This window comes from Bacillus alkalisoli (assembly GCF_002797415.1).
GTDB lineage: Bacteria > Bacillota > Bacilli > Bacillales > Bacillaceae_I > Bacillus_CD > Bacillus_CD alkalisoli.
This window is the reverse complement of sequence record NZ_KZ454944.1, coordinates 1921039-1937063: the sequence shown is the minus strand read 5'-3', so window position 1 is coordinate 1937063 and position 16025 is coordinate 1921039. Positions and strand designations below refer to the sequence as shown.

At 33.8% G+C, this 16025-nt stretch carries 19 protein-coding genes and 2 pseudogenes; 3 read left to right on the top strand and 18 right to left on the bottom strand.

Features of this window, described 5'->3' with window-relative positions; all coding sequences use genetic code 11:
• Positions 1-147: 147 nt before the first annotated feature.
• The 7 genes and pseudogenes from CDZ89_RS09545 to CDZ89_RS09515 form a co-directional block, all read right to left on the bottom strand.
• Complete coding sequence (locus tag CDZ89_RS09545; protein WP_100333614.1) at positions 148-1389, bottom strand: MFS transporter; 1242 nt, start codon at positions 1387-1389, stop codon at positions 148-150.
• A 112-nt stretch (positions 1390-1501) separates the two neighbouring features.
• On the bottom strand, positions 1502-1996 hold the full coding sequence (locus CDZ89_RS09540) for an arsinothricin resistance N-acetyltransferase ArsN1 family A (RefSeq protein WP_227521585.1): 495 nt from the start codon (positions 1994-1996) through the stop codon (positions 1502-1504).
• 16 nt (positions 1997-2012) lie between these two features.
• Positions 2013-2456 (bottom strand): MarR family winged helix-turn-helix transcriptional regulator, encoded by a 444-nt coding sequence (locus CDZ89_RS09535; RefSeq protein WP_100333613.1) that lies wholly within the window; start codon positions 2454-2456, stop codon positions 2013-2015.
• 19 nt (positions 2457-2475) lie between these two features.
• Positions 2476-3603, bottom strand: a complete 1128-nt coding sequence (locus tag CDZ89_RS09530; RefSeq protein ID WP_157842710.1) for an NAD(P)-binding domain-containing protein — start codon at positions 3601-3603, stop codon at positions 2476-2478.
• 326 nt (positions 3604-3929) lie between these two features.
• A pseudogene (locus CDZ89_RS09525) lies at positions 3930-4231 on the bottom strand (RNA polymerase alpha subunit C-terminal domain-containing protein).
• An 18-nt stretch (positions 4232-4249) separates the two neighbouring features.
• Positions 4250-4801: a nucleoside/nucleotide kinase family protein gene (locus tag CDZ89_RS09520; RefSeq protein WP_096154173.1), complete on the bottom strand. Its 552-nt coding sequence runs from the start codon at positions 4799-4801 to the stop codon at positions 4250-4252.
• Positions 4802-5373: 572 nt separating this feature from the next.
• Positions 5374-5910: a GNAT family N-acetyltransferase gene (locus CDZ89_RS09515; protein ID WP_100333611.1), complete on the bottom strand. Its 537-nt coding sequence runs from the start codon at positions 5908-5910 to the stop codon at positions 5374-5376.
• A 286-nt stretch (positions 5911-6196) separates the two neighbouring features.
• Here CDZ89_RS09515 and CDZ89_RS09510 point away from each other — a divergent pair, with 286 nt between their 5' ends.
• Positions 6197-6964 carry a class I SAM-dependent methyltransferase gene (locus tag CDZ89_RS09510; RefSeq protein ID WP_100333610.1) on the top strand — a complete coding sequence of 256 codons (768 nt, stop codon included), beginning with the start codon at positions 6197-6199 and terminating at the stop codon, positions 6962-6964.
• A 219-nt stretch (positions 6965-7183) separates the two neighbouring features.
• Complete coding sequence (locus CDZ89_RS20370) at positions 7184-7672, top strand: CBO0543 family protein (protein ID WP_319830038.1); 489 nt, start codon at positions 7184-7186, stop codon at positions 7670-7672.
• 189 nt (positions 7673-7861) lie between these two features.
• On the opposite strand, the gene CDZ89_RS09495 is transcribed toward CDZ89_RS20370, so the two are convergent.
• The 6 genes from CDZ89_RS09495 to CDZ89_RS09470 form a co-directional block, all read right to left on the bottom strand.
• The gene (locus CDZ89_RS09495) at positions 7862-8404 is read right to left on the bottom strand and encodes a SurA N-terminal domain-containing protein (protein ID WP_096154166.1); all 543 of its coding nucleotides are present in this window, start codon (positions 8402-8404) and stop codon (positions 7862-7864) included.
• Positions 8404-8718: a hypothetical protein gene (locus tag CDZ89_RS09490; RefSeq protein ID WP_198508238.1), complete on the bottom strand. Its 315-nt coding sequence runs from the start codon at positions 8716-8718 to the stop codon at positions 8404-8406. Before CDZ89_RS09490 ends, CDZ89_RS09495 begins: the two co-directional genes overlap by 1 nt.
• A 178-nt stretch (positions 8719-8896) precedes the next feature.
• A complete protein-coding gene (locus CDZ89_RS09485; RefSeq protein WP_096154164.1) occupies positions 8897-9568 on the bottom strand; it encodes an HAD family hydrolase in 672 nt (223 codons plus the stop codon).
• A 161-nt stretch (positions 9569-9729) separates the two neighbouring features.
• Positions 9730-9954: a hypothetical protein gene (locus tag CDZ89_RS09480; protein WP_100333607.1), complete on the bottom strand. Its 225-nt coding sequence runs from the start codon at positions 9952-9954 to the stop codon at positions 9730-9732.
• A 40-nt stretch (positions 9955-9994) separates the two neighbouring features.
• Entirely contained in the window at positions 9995-10366 is a 372-nt protein-coding gene (locus CDZ89_RS09475; protein ID WP_100333606.1) for a hypothetical protein, read from the bottom strand.
• A gap of 136 nt (positions 10367-10502) precedes the next feature.
• On the bottom strand, positions 10503-11108 hold the full coding sequence (locus tag CDZ89_RS09470) for an alpha/beta hydrolase (RefSeq protein WP_096154159.1): 606 nt from the start codon (positions 11106-11108) through the stop codon (positions 10503-10505).
• A gap of 186 nt (positions 11109-11294) precedes the next feature.
• On the opposite strand from CDZ89_RS09470, the gene CDZ89_RS09465 reads away from it, so the two are divergent.
• Positions 11295-11414: a DUF4023 domain-containing protein gene (locus CDZ89_RS09465; protein ID WP_096154158.1), complete on the top strand. Its 120-nt coding sequence runs from the start codon at positions 11295-11297 to the stop codon at positions 11412-11414.
• A gap of 385 nt (positions 11415-11799) precedes the next feature.
• On the opposite strand, the gene CDZ89_RS09460 is transcribed toward CDZ89_RS09465, so the two are convergent.
• From CDZ89_RS09460 to CDZ89_RS09445, 5 genes and pseudogenes are all read right to left on the bottom strand, one after another.
• Positions 11800-12264 carry a nuclease-related domain-containing protein gene (locus tag CDZ89_RS09460; RefSeq protein WP_227521481.1) on the bottom strand — a complete coding sequence of 155 codons (465 nt, stop codon included), beginning with the start codon at positions 12262-12264 and terminating at the stop codon, positions 11800-11802.
• 53 nt (positions 12265-12317) lie between these two features.
• Positions 12318-13148, bottom strand: coding sequence for an SPL family radical SAM protein (locus tag CDZ89_RS09455; RefSeq protein WP_100334290.1), 831 nt, complete (start codon positions 13146-13148; stop codon positions 12318-12320).
• Between the two features lie 327 nt (positions 13149-13475).
• On the bottom strand, positions 13476-13553 hold the full coding sequence (locus tag CDZ89_RS20505) for a putative holin-like toxin (RefSeq protein WP_227521584.1): 78 nt from the start codon (positions 13551-13553) through the stop codon (positions 13476-13478).
• A gap of 167 nt (positions 13554-13720) precedes the next feature.
• Positions 13721-14827: pseudogene (locus CDZ89_RS09450) on the bottom strand (alanine racemase).
• 72 nt (positions 14828-14899) lie between these two features.
• Positions 14900-16000: a threonine synthase gene (locus tag CDZ89_RS09445; protein ID WP_100333605.1), complete on the bottom strand. Its 1101-nt coding sequence runs from the start codon at positions 15998-16000 to the stop codon at positions 14900-14902.
• Between the last annotated feature and the right edge of the window lie 25 nt (positions 16001-16025).

Sequence of the window (16025 nt, the reverse complement as noted above, 5' to 3'; positions counted from 1 at the left end):
AGATGGATGCACGGGAACTGTTCTCTTGCTTCTGAATCAGTAGAATCGTCCCTTTGCATTCCATGAATTTTTATTATTTCTTTTTCCGTATACTTTTACACGTTGTTGATCTCCTCACATATCTTAGCTTTCCTCGAGATAGGTTGATTAATTTTGTGACGATGTTTCTATTTTTATCTCTTTGGTAATACCCTTTTCAGGTATCAGCCACTTAAGCGTTAATAGAAAACAAATAACTGAGCCAAGCCAAAATAAGTTTGTTAATCCAATTTTCCCTTCCAATGTATATCCAAGGATCGGTCCAAACGCAGCTCCTAAATCAACAACAACTGTATAAACAGTCATAATTAGGACTTTATTCTTTTCCAACGTTGCTATTTCCGTAACTATGGTGTCCAAGATTGTTGTAACACTAGATGTGACTAATAGATGAACTAATAATATTGGTACCCAAATAATGAATGGTACCTGCAACGGTATGATCAATAACGCTATCGAAGCAATAACCAAGAAGAAACTCAACATGTAGCCTTTACGATTTGTTCGATCTAATACTCCACCAAGTAAGGGTGAAATGAAAGGGAATATTCCCCATCTAATAGCTTGTAACAATCCTGCTAATGATGCTGCTCCAAGAACAATGCCGAACATGTTATATTCATTATTGAAGTTAATATTTATGATATGGCTAAGTGTTGCATTTAACATTCCATCTAAAATCATAATAGAAAAAAACGCAGTGACAACGATCCAAATTAATTTTGCATTGGAAAAGATGTGCAAATAATGTCTAATTGAAATCCTTTGGTGCTTATTTTCCTCCCTCTCTATCGCTTTAGGTATAAATTTATAGATAAATGGGATAGACATGAATGATAGTAAACCTACTAAAATACTAATTATCTTTATCCCATATATGTCTGCGAGCACCCCTCCTACTAACATACCAACCAAACTTCCTATTCGATATAATCCGTTGTATGTGCCCACAAAATGGCCACGATTTGAGTCTGAAGTTAGTTGAAGAATTAATAAGAAAGCCCCCAATTTAAATAGTGACCACGCAATCCCCCATACCGAACGAAGAATAAGCCAAAGACTAAAGTTGTTAACTAGTCCATAGCCAACCGTTGTTATTCCTGCAAGTAAAACAGCTAGTAGTATTCCATTACGTAAGTTTATTCTCGTATAGATAAAGCCTATTAAAGGATTAAGTGGTAACCTAACAAAGCGATTGATGGAAAGTAATATTCCCACTTCTATTAACGAGCTTAATCCAGCTTCTTTCCAATGAATGGGAAGAACAATATAGAGCATGGAGTCACCGATTAAGCAAACAGCAGTTATCAAGGCCAAGGCAACAATCGACGTTTTCTTATTTTTTTCCATTAACTATATTTCCTTTTCATTAGACTTGAAAGTAAAAAAAGACCGGCAACGAAGTTTGACCAGTCTTTGACTTTTTAACTACAGGTTATTTATATTCTCACTCTTTTTTACATTATAAAAGCTTTTCCATAGCCATCACGTCAACAAATTGTCCATCTAGAATTCCTTGATTTCTAAATATCCCCACTTCTCTGTATCCTTTTTTTCTATACAGTGTTTGACCCAGTTGATTAAAATGAAAGGTTGATAGGATTATTTTATGAAAATTATTCCTTCGGGCAATGACCTCAATCTTATCAATAAGCTTTCCACCCATTCCTTTACCTCTAGATTCTCTTTCGATATAGATAGACAAATCAGCTACGCCATCATAAGCACACCGGGAATTATAGATATTTAATGATGCCCAACCAACTACTTGCTCTTTGTTCTCAGCAACAATCACTTGATAACGATCTTGGTGCATCTTATACCATTCTCTCATGTATTCCGTATCTTTAAGAACAGTTTCTAGAGTAGCAATTCTGTCTTCAATCCCTTGATTATATATCCTTAGTATTGCCTCGATATCCTCTTGTTTTGATTCCCGAATTGTAACATCCTTCACGATATCAATAAGTTGATTAGCACTTTTCATCATTACACTCACCTAGATTCGTATGAATCATTGCCTTAGCCAATAGTTTTATAGAACGTTCTACGGTTTCTTGTTCAAATGGATTCAGCTGACTAAATATCACTTTTAAATCATTATTTACTTGTTGATCAATAACCAGAGCTACTTTCTTCCCTAATTCAGATAGGACTAGAAGCGTAACTCTTTTATCCTCAGGTGATGATACTTTTTCAATTAGTTTCATTTTAACTAAGGTTTGGACTTGCCTACTAAAAGTAGTAATATCTATACCTAGTAAATCGGCCACTTGTTGTATAGAAGGATTTGTATTCTTTTCAATTTCATATAAGGTATGACTTTGAATAACAGATACGTCTATACCATCTACCGTGCAACAAGTCTTATTGAGTAGACCAAAACGACGAGTTATAGTCTGAAAATACTCTCTCATTCTCTCACTTCCTATAAAGTTATATCTTTACTTTTTCAAGCTGACGAACAATCGATGGAATAATGGAATTTGCCGTTTTTCTTAGTCCCAGAATAAATCTAAAGGTTGGTCCATGACTATGTGACGATAAAGGACCAGCAAAATATAAGCCCGGTAAACTAGATTCAAACGATTCATTTAGCTTTGGAAACTGAGCAAATCCATTTTCACGATCTAATAAAGTTAAGATTTCTTGATTAAAGAAAGGAACCTTATCTACATTAATATGAAAACCAGTAGCTGCAATAATATGATTCACTATTTTTTCTGTTCCATCAGAAAGCAAAAGGCGAGCTTCCTCATCGTTAACCTGTTCGATCTTTTCAATTACACTATTGGCATTTTGAGGAACCAACCCTTCCACATATGGTTTTAGAAAATGAGCGACACTTCCTTGTGATTGTCCCCAACCTGGCTTCTTCTCTTCTAGAGGAAGGTTGTAAAAGATATCGCCAACATCACGAAGAGCAATTTCATTTTCTCGACTTCCTGCATAGTTTGGCCCTTCTTTACGATATACCAATTCAACTTCAGCACCTTCACGATACAATAAACCAGCAGCTTCCCATGCACTTTGGCCACTGCCAAGCACTACTACCTTTTTGCCCTTAAACTCTGAAAAGCTAGTATATCCAGAAGTATGGGATACAAACTGAGAAGGAAGCTCTTTTAAGAAGTTTGGAAGATATTTGTAATGTTCAACCCCAGTAGCGACAATAACATTTTTTGCTGTGTACGTATCACCTGTTTCCGAAATAACTGTAAATCTACCGTCTGTATAATCAACCTGTGTAATAAGTTCCGGTGTAAATTCAACTCCTGCCCTTTTTGCAAACCAGTTTGCATAATCTACAAAGATTGGTCTTGGAAGTGGAGTCATTAATTCAGTTCCAGTTTCTTCTGAAAATTGCTGAATTGTTAATTCATCTCTTTGATCAGAAAAACTCACAAACTCATGTGGAGTTCTGATGAACATATCCTGCGGCATTTTATTTTTCCAAAATTCCATCGGATAACCAAATAATTTATAAGTAAGATTGTTTGCCACTGCATGAGCACCTAAAGAAATACCAAATGGACCCGAACCAATAATAATTAAATCTAACATAACGAACATCTCCTTTTAATTGTAGCTTTCAAGTTTTTATTTACGCTATTAATCAAATGTTTTTGATTTATTAACTAATTTATACCATTTTAAGTTGCAAATTACAAGTATTATTTATCAACTTTTTTTGATTTATTTTATAATTTTTTTAAATGAGTCTTTTCATAATGTTTTACTACTATACGAAAAACGAATAATGACTAATATACATTGGGAAAGTAATGTTATAAATATGTACATTCAAGTGAAATACTTCTACTTCCTATTATATACATACAAAAAAGCATTCCTTATTGATGGAATGCTCGGTAATTATGTAAAGTACTTCACAATTTTTTTTTTTCTTTAAAAGCTAAACCCTCTTCTTCTAAGGAGGTTCTTAACACAGGTAAGGAAGCTGGCCCAATACCATGTATTTTTAATATTTCTTTTTCCGTATAGTTGGATAGTTCTTGTAAAGTGTCAATTCCTTCGTGAACCAATGCATTTCTCGCAGGTGAACTAAGCTCGAGAGGAAGCCGCTATTCGGTTGACTCTCTTTATCACAGGTAGGACAACTTGGACAATCGCTACTTTTGTAAAACTAATGTCCTTTTTCACAAACCTTCAAACTTTTATTTGATGTCAAACTATTTCCTCTTTTGCTTCAAAAAACTCTATCTCTTATTTCTTTGTTGATAAGTTCCACAATGCGATCTGGAGGTAATGTTCCGTCAATAACTATATCTGCATTAGGTTTTATTTTGTCCTCCATTTCTAGATATGCAGTTCTTCCAAATTGTAAATAAAAATGTAGATCGCTATGTATTTCGCTAATTTGGCTATTTGTGTGATCTCTAAGTATTCTTCTGGCCATTGCTACGTCTAAAGGTGTGTCAATAAAAATAGATAGGTCAATGTAATTTTTCATTTTATCGTTCATATAGGAAAACGGATAGTCTAGCACTATGTAGGATGGTACTTCTTTAGAGACTTTTATCGATTCAATATCTCCTATCATTGGATCTAAGTTCCAAAGGTTATAATCAGCTCCCTGATTCACCCACTTTATAAGGTCAACAGGTGCCTGTTTAAAATCATAATCATCAAAAAACAAAGCTTGTGTATCTTGTAACACCGATCCTAATTTTTTCGTTATTGTAGTTTTTCCTCCACCGGAAAAAGCTGCAATTGATATTATCTTTGGTTTAATACTCATTTGTATAAGCCCCTATCTGCATTAGCCGCAATAAAACCCAAAGCCTATTATAATAAAAAGAAAAATTCATTGTTCAGATTTAATGTTTTTTATTTCTTGTTTGTGTTAAAGACCGCTGTTGATTTCCGCACATATCTTCGCTTTCCGCGGGCGTTGAAAAGGAAGGTTATTTTCACTAGCGTGAAAAAACCTACTCCTCGTCGCATTCGCTCCTGCGGGGTCTCCCGCTCCCCGCTTCTCCCGCAGGACAAGGAAGGCTACGGGAGCAATACATCGCACGAAGGAAATGCGGGAGCATTTACGAGGAGTCTTCGATATGCGCGGAAATCAACCGCTAGACTGACAAAAAACAACAACAAGCTTTAACATAGCCTATTTCTTAAAAACCACAAAAATGACTATTCCTAAACCTAATACAATGATGACTAAATGTATAAACAGATAATCAATAAAGAGTTCCCATTGAAGCTGCTGTATTTCTTTAAGTGTTTTGAAATACGCCATATGTTCACTCTCCACATTACCTAGTTTTGTCATTATGTATTGTTATTAAGGTGAAGATTATAATTTTATTATTGCCCGCTCGTATATTCCTTTTTAAGAATTCCCATAGTAATAATGTCATGCCACTTACCATTTCTATATAAGCTCTCTCGGACTACTCCTTCTTTCACAAATCCAAGTTTTTTATAAATATGTATAGCTCTTTCGTTAAGAGAGAATACCCTTAGTGAAACACGATGTAGATTTAATTCTAAGAAAGCATAATCAAGTAATATCTTTAGAGCTTCTGTCCCATACCCCTTGCCCCAGTATTCCTTTTCTCCAATATCAATAATACACTCAGCATTTCTATTTTTTGTATCGATATTAATAAGAGATGTTACACCAATTATAAAGTTATCCTCTTTCATTTCTATTATATAGCTCTTAGACGAATTAGAATTTAGTATAACTTTCTCTACAAACTCTTTCGTTTCTTCAAAGGTATAAGCATCTAGGGCTAGACTAGTAGTTGCCATAACATCTATATCATTTCTCCATAAATGATATTTTTCAATATCTTCTTTGTCCATTTTTCGTAATCGAAGGTTTTTTGAGTTTAACATGGTCAACATCCTCTCACTTTATTTCTTCTATTTATACGAATGAATCTCAGAAAAGTTCCCTGCTGCATGAGGACGTTATTCGATTCTCATCTGTTACTGTTTTCTTCCTATTATATATATTTAAAAGTGTTTCACTTACTGAATAGTCAAAATATGATATACTATTTTATTGCATTGAAGGTTTTGATTCGAATGGGAAAACTGAATAACTTTAATCTTAAAAGAATAAGTAAAGCAAAATAACAAAAATACTATTTTGCTTCTTTATTAAAGGAGGAGCAATTGTATGAAAGAGATTTTTGAAAACAATTTCGATAAATATGAAAACCCTGAGAAATACGATGAAATGTATGGGAATTATCATGAAGATTTACTGTATATGATGGAGTATGCAAATGGTATGGAACAACGGGTTATAGAGCTTGCATGCGGAACAGGTAGATTAACAATCCCCATGGCTAAAAGTGGGATTAATATGGTAGGTATAGATTTACATGATGGTATGTTAAGTCGAGCCAAACAAAAAGCAGCTGAAGAACATGTAAAAATTGTTTTTGAGCAACAAGATTGTACGCAATTGGAATTACCTTATAAATCGCCTCTAATTTTTATGACCGGTAATTCTTTTCAACATTTTTTAACAAATGAGAGCCAAGATTCATTATTTCAATCAGTAAAAAAACATCTATTACCAAATGGGCAATTCATCTTTGATACACGAAATCTCATCTTAGCTGAATTATCAATGGACGAAGAATATGAGGAGTCCTATATTAATAAGGACAAACAAATTGTAAAAGAAAAGCACTATGAAAAGTACAATCATGAAAACCAAATTTTATATTGTGTCACACATACTGATATTTTGGAAAATAAGCAATTAATTCATACTAAAAGAGATTCAATTTCCCTTCGCTACGTTTTTCCAATGGAGTTACAAAGATTATTAGATATACTTGGATTTGAACTATTACATCTTTATGGTTCATGGAAGAAAGACGACTTCACAAAAGATAGTATTTCTATGGTTGTTCATTGTCGGTTAAAACAATGACAAATACAGTTAAAGAAGAACATTAATTACAATCAGAGTATTGGCATTTTTCGTTAATGCTCTTTCTGCTTTAAAGGAAAATTCAATTGAACATACTACGTTTATCATTATATTGTCCATATTTATTCTATGCATTAACATTTTCATTTGAATAGTGTTTTTGTACTGTGTAAAAAATACATAAAACATAAGATTATTACCCAACCTATATGCAGAGAGGTGATTCTATTGAACGACAAGTTAGAAAAAACAATTGAAATTTCGGCTTGTGTAGTTACTGCACTATTATTGATCAAATTTGTTCCTAAGAACAAATTTCGAGAAGCTCAAGTAGCTTTTATGTTTAAACAATTAGTTACATGGCTATTTGGATTACTAGTAGTTGAAAAAAATCTAATTTCCTATCCTACTCGTCTTTTTTTCAAGAAAACCATTAAGTCAAGTTTTACTTTCGAATACTTTGTTTATCCCGCGTTATGTACATTATTTAATTTGTATTATCCTGAAAAGAGGAACAGTGTTATAAAACTGCTATATATTTTTTTCAACTCATCAATTATTACCTTTTTCGAAGCATTCGCTGTTAAGTATACTACCCTAATTAAGTACAAAAAATGGACGTGGTACTGGAGCTTTATAACAATGTCGTTATCTTACTATATATCACATATCTACTATAGATACTTTTTTAAGAACCAAGTCAATTAACAAAATAATTTCGAACATCTATAAATACTCAAAAGGGTAGTCGATATTTATAGCATTCACTACTCTTTTTTTGTTGCATTGACGATCAATCAGAAGGTAACCTCTCATATTCACTAACCTGCTTTGTTAGTATAAGAAGCGACTGCTCTTATTGAACAATCGCTCCCAATAGTTGAAGCTACAATTCCATTAGTTATGGATTAGTTTCTTAATCTCATCTTTATTTTCTTCAATTAATTCATTGAGATGCTTATTTGCTTGTTCATCATACTTTTCAATATCCTTTGTTGGTTCACCTAGAACCCTTTGTATATAAGCATTAATATACGCACTTGTTTCACTTGTCTTCTCAATGTACATTTTATAATATTCTTCTGGAGCTAGACCGAGTTTTTCAGCTTGTGGTTTAGCAAACTCACGAATTGAATTTGCTGTCTTAGTATCTATATGGTCAGGTGGGTAATCACTCAACGCTTCAATCGTTTCTTTTACTTCTAAGGACACATCGATGTTCATTTTTTTTGCTTCTTGTATTATTAATGTAGCTTTTATCGTCCCGTCAATCATACTAAGTATTTTTTCATCAGGATATAAAAAACGTAATTCACCAATTGTTATCTCTTCTCCTCTTACTATTGCAGCAACATCTTCATCATTATACTTTGGTGAATCCGAGCATCCCGTTAAGAAAATTAAATAAATAACAATAATAGAACAAAAGATTTTATACATTACTTACACCTCTTTGACAACCGTAACTTGTTAGTACTATTTACGAATAACCTTACACAAAGTTTCATTCTGTCACTGTCACTAAATACTTTTAATTTTGTCTCCATAACAATATCTGCACTTTCGCCTTCAAAAACATCAGTAAACACTTCTTCAGATAATGGTTGTAAACTTGAAAAGTGCACATACTCATACACTTCTGGAAAAAAAGCTTCTAAAAACTGAGGAAAAAATGTGTGAATTAATTGTTTGAAAAGCTGGTCATGATGAATAAAACTCGTAGGAGCTTCCTTTTCTCTAACTAGTGCTATCACAGTAAACTAACACATCCTTTTGGAGAAATAAAAGAGAAGAAATTACTTGGTGTTGTACTAAATAAATTATACAACAAAATAAAATTAGGAACAAGTGTTCTTATTTCATTTCCTACATCTTTTTTCGAACTCCAGCCATAATGTTAGATCATCACACTCTTTACTTTAATAAGAAATATTAAATTACTAACAAGGTTAACTCATCAAGACTATGTATCACTTTTACACCTTTATGTGTAGTGTTATTTTTTCGATTTATCCATACTCCTACCAGCCCTGCATCTGTACTTCCAATTGCATCAACTTCTAATCTATCTCCTATATAATAACTTTCATAAAATGAAACGTTCGCTTGAACACATGCTTCTTGAAAGATAATAGGATTAGGTTTAGCCACTCCTATTTCACTTGAGGTAATAATACAATCAAAAAAATGCTGGATCCTTATTCGCTCTAACTTTTCTACTTGTTGATTATAATCACCATTACTTATTATACCAAGATGATACCCTTGTTGTTTTAATTTTTCTAAGCAAGGAATCACATCTTCAAAAGCAGACCAATTACTTTTATATAATTCCAAATAATTATTGAATTTTGTATCTGCTTGCTTGTCGCTTAGATGATGACCAAACAAATCTTTAATTCTCATTCTTCTTTGTTCTTGAAAGGACATTTCTTTTGCTAAAAACTTTTCGAAATATTTATTAGATAAGGTAAACCATCTTTCAACAAATTCGTTTTCACTACACTCTATTTCGTTTTTGTAATTTCTTAAAAAATCAATAGCGCCATTTTTTTCAGCTTTGTCATGGTCAAGTAATGTTCCATCTATGTCAAAAAATATCACAGTATTATACTCCCTCTGTTCCTATTTCCTTTAGATAATATTAGTTGGATAGTTCCACTAAGCGTTTATCCTTTGTTGGTATGAAGCACACGGTAATGCAACAAACCTGATTTCTTAGTTAAAAAACTTATTAAGTATTCCTACCTTATGAAACGCCAGTGTTAATTTTGTAACGCTGTTAATTCCTTCCTATCTTCCTGGGCTTTCTTATCAAACAGATTCAATATGCTCACCCAAAAATCTTTCGTTATGCTCGTTCTTGATAAACTATCTCTATCTTCAGTTGCTGTGTAATCTAAACCGTGGATTTCAAATCCTAAAATATTTTCTTTTAAAACTTCAATCCACTCTTGGTTTAAATTAGATATAGTAGTAACATTAATCAAAAAATTCTCATCCAAGTGATTAAATCGTAGCTTGTCTACGTTATTGCTTTCCCCAAACTAATCTTTTATCGTCCTTTTTGTTACCTTGAATATAAATTTTTTTAATTTCATTGGTTGGCTGCGTAATAATTATATTAAAATCACCAGCAGGGTTAAATATACTTACGATGCTATACTTTAACTTAATGTAAAGATTTTCATCTTCCAAAAAGTACGTATGCTTACTAAAACCATTTCCACTGTCAGAAGAAATGCCTTTTATTAAGATTTCCTCTTCTGAAACTTCTATTTCTTGCACCCCAATTGTATTCGTTGAAACATACTGCCCTTCAACGAAAAACAAGTACCCAAGAAAAATAAAAATTGCTATTATTGTTACACCAATACTTAACAAAACTCTTGATATTTTCACAATCCATCTCCCCTTTTTATCTTTTTTCTACAATTATTCTGATTCGTTAGTTAAAAACTTCAGCAAAAAGTAAGCGACAACCCTTCTTAGATCATCGCACCAGTTACTTTAAGTACAATCCTTAACAGTCTAAAAGTTAAAAATCATTAATAGCCGAAATTACATCTTTTACTATTTCAATAGATTCTATCGGCTCACCATCAAGCTCTAAACTGTGATTTGCCCCTTCTACTACTTTTAAAAGTAGATGAGAATTATTTTTCAACTTTTCATAGCGTTCTGCAATGAAGCAGCTATCTTTATCTCCAATAATACAAAGTCCTTTTTTATCACTACTAACCATTGCGTTCCATACATCATCTCTTTGTAATAAAGGGGTCAACCATATTAATTTTGCATTTTCAAACGTAGTATGTTGATGCAGATAACTTAAAGCTATTGTTCCTATTGATTTAGCCACTATATAAAAATTACGATATTTCTTGTTTTTTAAGGCCTCGTCGATTGCACGTTGTACAGCTGTTGTAAAATTCTCTTCACTAAGAGCATCCATCTCTTGCTTATTAAAGGAATAGTTAATGTGTAATACATCAAAACCTTTTGTATAAAATAAGCCTGTAGTAAAGTGTAACAATGGAGCCTGCGTTGTGTAACTAGCACCGGGTAAGATAATAACTAAGTTACTTGATTCTTCTTTTTGTTCTATTAATCTAAAAGGGATGTTTTTATTATTTGTCTCCATCTTCTCACTCCTAACTTTTATATAGCTCTCTATTCTGTAATATGATTCATTATTCCTTCTTCAAGTTATTTTTCCTCTATTCTAGGCACATCTTCTTTGCTGCTAGTTCAACTCAGATCAATACATATTTTCCCCCTCAATCGGGAACCCTAAAAAAGCAATTAAAGATAAGGAGGACAATGAAGAATGGACGATACAAAACAATTTATCGACAAACTACAAGACAAGCAACAAAAGGATGAACAAAATAGACAGCGTCAAGGAAAAGGACATCCAGAAAAGAAATTACCGAATAAACAACATTAAGTAATCAAGAGCAAAAAAGGATTTGTCCAGGACAAATCCTTTTTTTATGTTTTCTATAACATCCCGAAAATATTTTCCACTACTGAATTCACTTAACCTATTCTTTTGTGACCAGCTGTTACCTTAAAAAATAGGAATTTGCATAAGTGCCTGTTTTATTTAGATGGATTAGGAAGAATAAGATCTTTATAAAATTCTTTGTGGCAACTCAGATTTCCTTTTGGTGGTCAAAACAATCAACCTTACCATTAAACTTCTTATTTGCCATACAATATTGTGCTACTTTTTCCGTTACTTTTTTCTTACACAAAGCAGAAATTTTTCTATTAATTAAATCTGAGAGTTCTACGTCGTATACAACTAGATGATCAGAATCTATTTTTCTTTAATCCAATTCGTCTAATCTAAACGTACAACGTTTTGTAAAAGATACGACAGAGAAAACATGATCCATTTGTGTCGAAATTCCTTTTAAGGCTTGAATATGACCATAATTTTGTATAAAAGGACTCATAAACCTTATCTTTCCGTTTACTAACCATTGCTTTCTATTTTTCCCACCATATATCGTGCCTTGATAATTCTTTGTTTCAATAACAAAAACGCCATATGGTGTAATAAGGATATGATCTATTTGCGAGTAGCCTGACTTTGACTTTTCATTCTTAATCATAATGTCCGTTACATACTTATATTCTTTAGACATTTGTGCTAGTTGTATATCAATCTTATATTCTCCTAGTTCCCCTTTACGGATGGAGATTTTCTCTTTTTTTAGAATCGGTTTTACTTCTTTAGTTTTCGTACTTTGTTTTTGTTTCTTTTTAAATATGTTTAAGAATAAGAACATAGGGCCTCCAATTACTTTTAGCGCTTAGTTTTGGTCTGTACATATCTTCAGTCCTAATAAGGCGCGAAGCCTTCTTGACTAAAAAATATGTTTTCATCTTTAAATGAACTTTTTAAAAGTCTCATAGCATGCTTATGTGCATGTTCACCATACCAGTCTTTTAAATCATCGTGGTCATACAACTCTTTAATATGAAGCTTCTCTGTTCTTCTCCCTTGACTTCCATCACCAGAAAAGAAATCATCTACTACGACTCGGTCGACAAGCGCTGATAAGGTTTTTGGAAACTGGTCCGAGAATGGTAGGACAGGTGATATTGCTATTTGAACGGGAATGTTATGCTCTTTTAGCTGTCGCAAAGCCTTAAGTCTTGCTTGTATGGGAGGAGCGAAAGGACTAAATTTTTTTCTAACTGATTCCTTATCCGTTTCCACTGTCATACTAACTCTTACATTATCTCCTAATCTAGCAATCAAATCGATATCCCTAGTCACTAATGGGCTTCTAGTTTGAATAAATAGAAAGTCTGGAGGCACTTCAACCATTGCCTCTAATAACTGTCTTGTAATTCTTTCTCGATATTCAATTGGTTGATAGGGATCTGTACTAGAAGACATAAAAATGGTTATTTCCTTATTCCTCTTTCTTAAATTCATTAATTCACGTGATAATTTTTCTTTTGTTACTTGCTTAATATCAACCCATGTCCCCCACTCTTGTTTTCTAAAAAGACCTACTGGACTTTTCCTTACGTAGCAATAAGAACAGGCAAAAGAGCAGCCAGTATATGGATTAAGAGAATGGCTATAGCCCTTTAGAAAACCACTAGTAGGAGTTAATAATTTGGAAGGTACCTTATGAGTAAATTCGATAATTTTTTTCATATTCGCTCCTATCATCCATCTCTAATTATTTTTATTAATATATTACCCCCTAAACAGTAATAGGGTGCTTTTTGTTCCATCAGTGGCTTTGTTGTCAACAACCACTAGGGACTTAGACATAGACTGGTCAAAATCACTGACCACAAACAAATCTTTATAGTATTATTATTTAAAAAAAACGATATTATATAAATAAAAACAAGCAAATACTAAAAAAGACCTTTGGTGCGCTAACACCATACGGCCCACACAATAGCAGGTTCCCTTCAAGGGAGTCAGCAATTCAGTTAGAGTCCACCCTTTTTCGCTGTCACGCTCAAGGTTGGGTTATTTTTTGTCTTTTACGCTAGATACAACTAAACTAGCAAATGCAATCATAAGCACTAATGCTTGAAAAGTTGTCAATTATCGGCATCACCCCCTTCCAACTGGGGTAATGCACTAATTTGATTATATATCAAAACAAAATAAGGAACAAGTGTTCTTATTTTAGAAATAACATAATCTGTCGGTGTCTCCTAAAGCTATGAGTAAATTTCGTTTTAGAATTAGGGTTACGATAGCCTTTTGAATTATTGTAGCTTTCCTCTGCACAGAATCGGAATCTCCTCTACCACTTCCTCTCCAGATAATAGGTAGGCGTAATCGTATAAATTGCAAACTGGGCAAATATGATTTGGGATAATTTCTAGTTTTTCCCCAATTGTTACTTGATTACTGAATGTTTCATTATAAATTATTGCGTGTTCGTCATAAACTTGATCAATATAAACGTCATCAAAGTCTTTAATATAACCTAAGCCTGTAGTTGCACATATTCCCTGACTGCGCGACTGCATCGTGAGCCCTTTTGCACCAACATCAGTAATTACACGTTCCTTTGTAGGTTTGCTGATAATCGTTGTTAAAACAGTTGCAGCACAATTGGCGAATGTACCCATTGCATTTCCTTGAGCTACGTCCATGAGGATATAGGTTCCCACACGAAGCTCAGTAATCCCCTCCATTACCCCAAAATCATGCAAAAGAGGCGGAGTAGATCCAATGCTAATCGTTTCTAGTTTGGACCCTTATTTTTCCGCTAAATGTGCAAAATGAAGTGTTCGAATTTGAGCTTCGTTATAGAGTTTTCGACATTCCTCAAGATCTTTTGCTTTGTAAGTATGACCATCATGAGAGAAGATTCCTTTTAAGTTCAGATGAGAGCAATTCTTTATATAATCTACTAAAAGTATGAAATCATTTTCTTCAATAATACCTGAGCGATTTTCACCCACTTCAATCTCGATAAGAACTTGAGCCTGCTTCTGACTGTCACTAAAGACTTTTTCTATCATTTTGCATTGATCAATACTATCAACACCAAAGGAAATATCAATTGATTCGGCAAGCTTTTTTATACGGTTTAATTTACCTTCTCCTACTATTTCATTTGCTATAAATATATCGTTTAGTCCGTTCTCAGCCATTACTTCTGCTTAGCCAACTTTTGCTACTGTAATACCTTTTGCACCTATCTCTTCCTGCAATTTAGCGAGAGCAGGCATTTTATGTGTTTTTGTGTGTGGACGAAGTTGAACGTTGTACTTATCGGCATATAATTGCATCCTACGAATATTTCCCATCATGATTTCTCGATCAATTAATAAGCATGGAGTGTCTAATTCCTTTCTTTTCATCATCATCATCATCATCATCTCTCCCTATAGAAAAATTTAAATGTATGTAAGGTAGCCTTAGCATACGATCCTCTAAGATTTAATCCCTGCCCCACAAAGAGGAATTATTATTTTTTCTTCTGGTGAGTTCTTATATTTTAAGTAGCCAGCATAGTTAACAGCTGATGTGATCTCGACATAGAAACCTTTAGCAGCGAGTATGGACCTGGCAAGTTGAATTTCATCTTCGTTAATGGCTAAAAACGTACCGTTAGTCTCACGAACTGCTTCAAGAATTTGTTTTCCGCGTGCTGGTGATGCAATGGCGATTCCTTCTGCTAGCGTCCCTTTGTTTGCGACAGATTTAGTAGTTTCCTCCCCGTTTTCAAAGGCACGGACAAGAGGTGCACAGTTAGCTGCTTGGATAGCAATTAGTTTTGGCATTTTTTCAATCAATCCGTTTTCTAATAACTCTCGAAAACCAAAGTAAGCCCCAAGCAATAGGGTACCATTCCCAACTGGGATGATTAATGAATCCGGTACACCTTTTAGTTGCTCGAAAATTTCATATGCGTACGTTTTCGTCCCCTCATAAAAGAAAGGATTGTACACATGACTTGCATAAAACACGTTTTCTTTCTTTACTGCTTTTTGTGCTGCAGCGGCCACGTCTTCACGAGTACCATGAATTTCCTTAATCGTTGCACCGTGTGCTTTTACTTGAGCAATCTTTTTTGGAGAGGTTTCAGCACTTAAATAAATGTCGCACAATATGTTACACCGTGCGGCATAGGCAGCAATCGATGTTCCCGCATTACCACTACTATCGGCTATCACTTTTGATGCGCCAAGTTCCTTTGCCTTTGTCATTAGAATAGCGGAACCTCTGTCTTTAAACGATAGGGTTGGCATCATGTAATCTACTTTTACATATGTATGAGGCTCTAGAGGATCAAGAACGATTAAAGGAGATTGACCTTCACCCATTGTGATCAATTCCCAAGTCTTTGAATCTTTTGAAAATGGCATGGTTTCGAAATAGCGCCACAACGAATTCGGATACTGATTCCAAACAGTTACATCAATTGTTGGTTTATCTTTCACTAAATCTAAGACTCCCTCACAATCACAGCGCCACCTAGTAGCCGTAACAGGATGCTTTTGTCCACAACTGTTGCATCTATATTGTTCCATATGCCGACCCCTCCTCTATATTTTA

Excerpts from the sequence above, each read along its gene's own strand:
- CDZ89_RS09470 (WP_096154159.1), bottom strand. The coding sequence starts at position 11,108 with ATGGAGACAAATAATAAAAACATCCCTTTTAGATTAATAGAACAAAAA.
- CDZ89_RS09510 (WP_100333610.1), top strand. The coding sequence starts at position 6,197 with ATGAAAGAGATTTTTGAAAACAATTTCGATAAATATGAAAACCCTGAG.
- CDZ89_RS09535 (WP_100333613.1), bottom strand. The coding sequence starts at position 2,456 with ATGAGAGAGTATTTTCAGACTATAACTCGTCGTTTTGGTCTACTCAAT.
- CDZ89_RS09495 (WP_096154166.1), bottom strand. The coding sequence starts at position 8,404 with ATGTATAAAATCTTTTGTTCTATTATTGTTATTTATTTAATTTTCTTA.
- CDZ89_RS09530 (WP_157842710.1), bottom strand. The coding sequence starts at position 3,603 with ATGTTAGATTTAATTATTATTGGTTCGGGTCCATTTGGTATTTCTTTA.
- CDZ89_RS09445 (WP_100333605.1), bottom strand. The coding sequence starts at position 16,000 with ATGGAACAATATAGATGCAACAGTTGTGGACAAAAGCATCCTGTTACG.
- CDZ89_RS09455 (WP_100334290.1), bottom strand. The coding sequence starts at position 13,148 with ATGAAAAAAATTATCGAATTTACTCATAAGGTACCTTCCAAATTATTA.
- CDZ89_RS09465 (WP_096154158.1), top strand. The coding sequence starts at position 11,295 with ATGGACGATACAAAACAATTTATCGACAAACTACAAGACAAGCAACAA.
- CDZ89_RS09545 (WP_100333614.1), bottom strand. The coding sequence starts at position 1,389 with ATGGAAAAAAATAAGAAAACGTCGATTGTTGCCTTGGCCTTGATAACT.
- CDZ89_RS09520 (WP_096154173.1), bottom strand. The coding sequence starts at position 4,801 with ATGAGTATTAAACCAAAGATAATATCAATTGCAGCTTTTTCCGGTGGA.
- CDZ89_RS09460 (WP_227521481.1), bottom strand. The coding sequence starts at position 12,264 with ATGTTCTTATTCTTAAACATATTTAAAAAGAAACAAAAACAAAGTACG.
- CDZ89_RS09515 (WP_100333611.1), bottom strand. The coding sequence starts at position 5,910 with ATGTTAAACTCAAAAAACCTTCGATTACGAAAAATGGACAAAGAAGAT.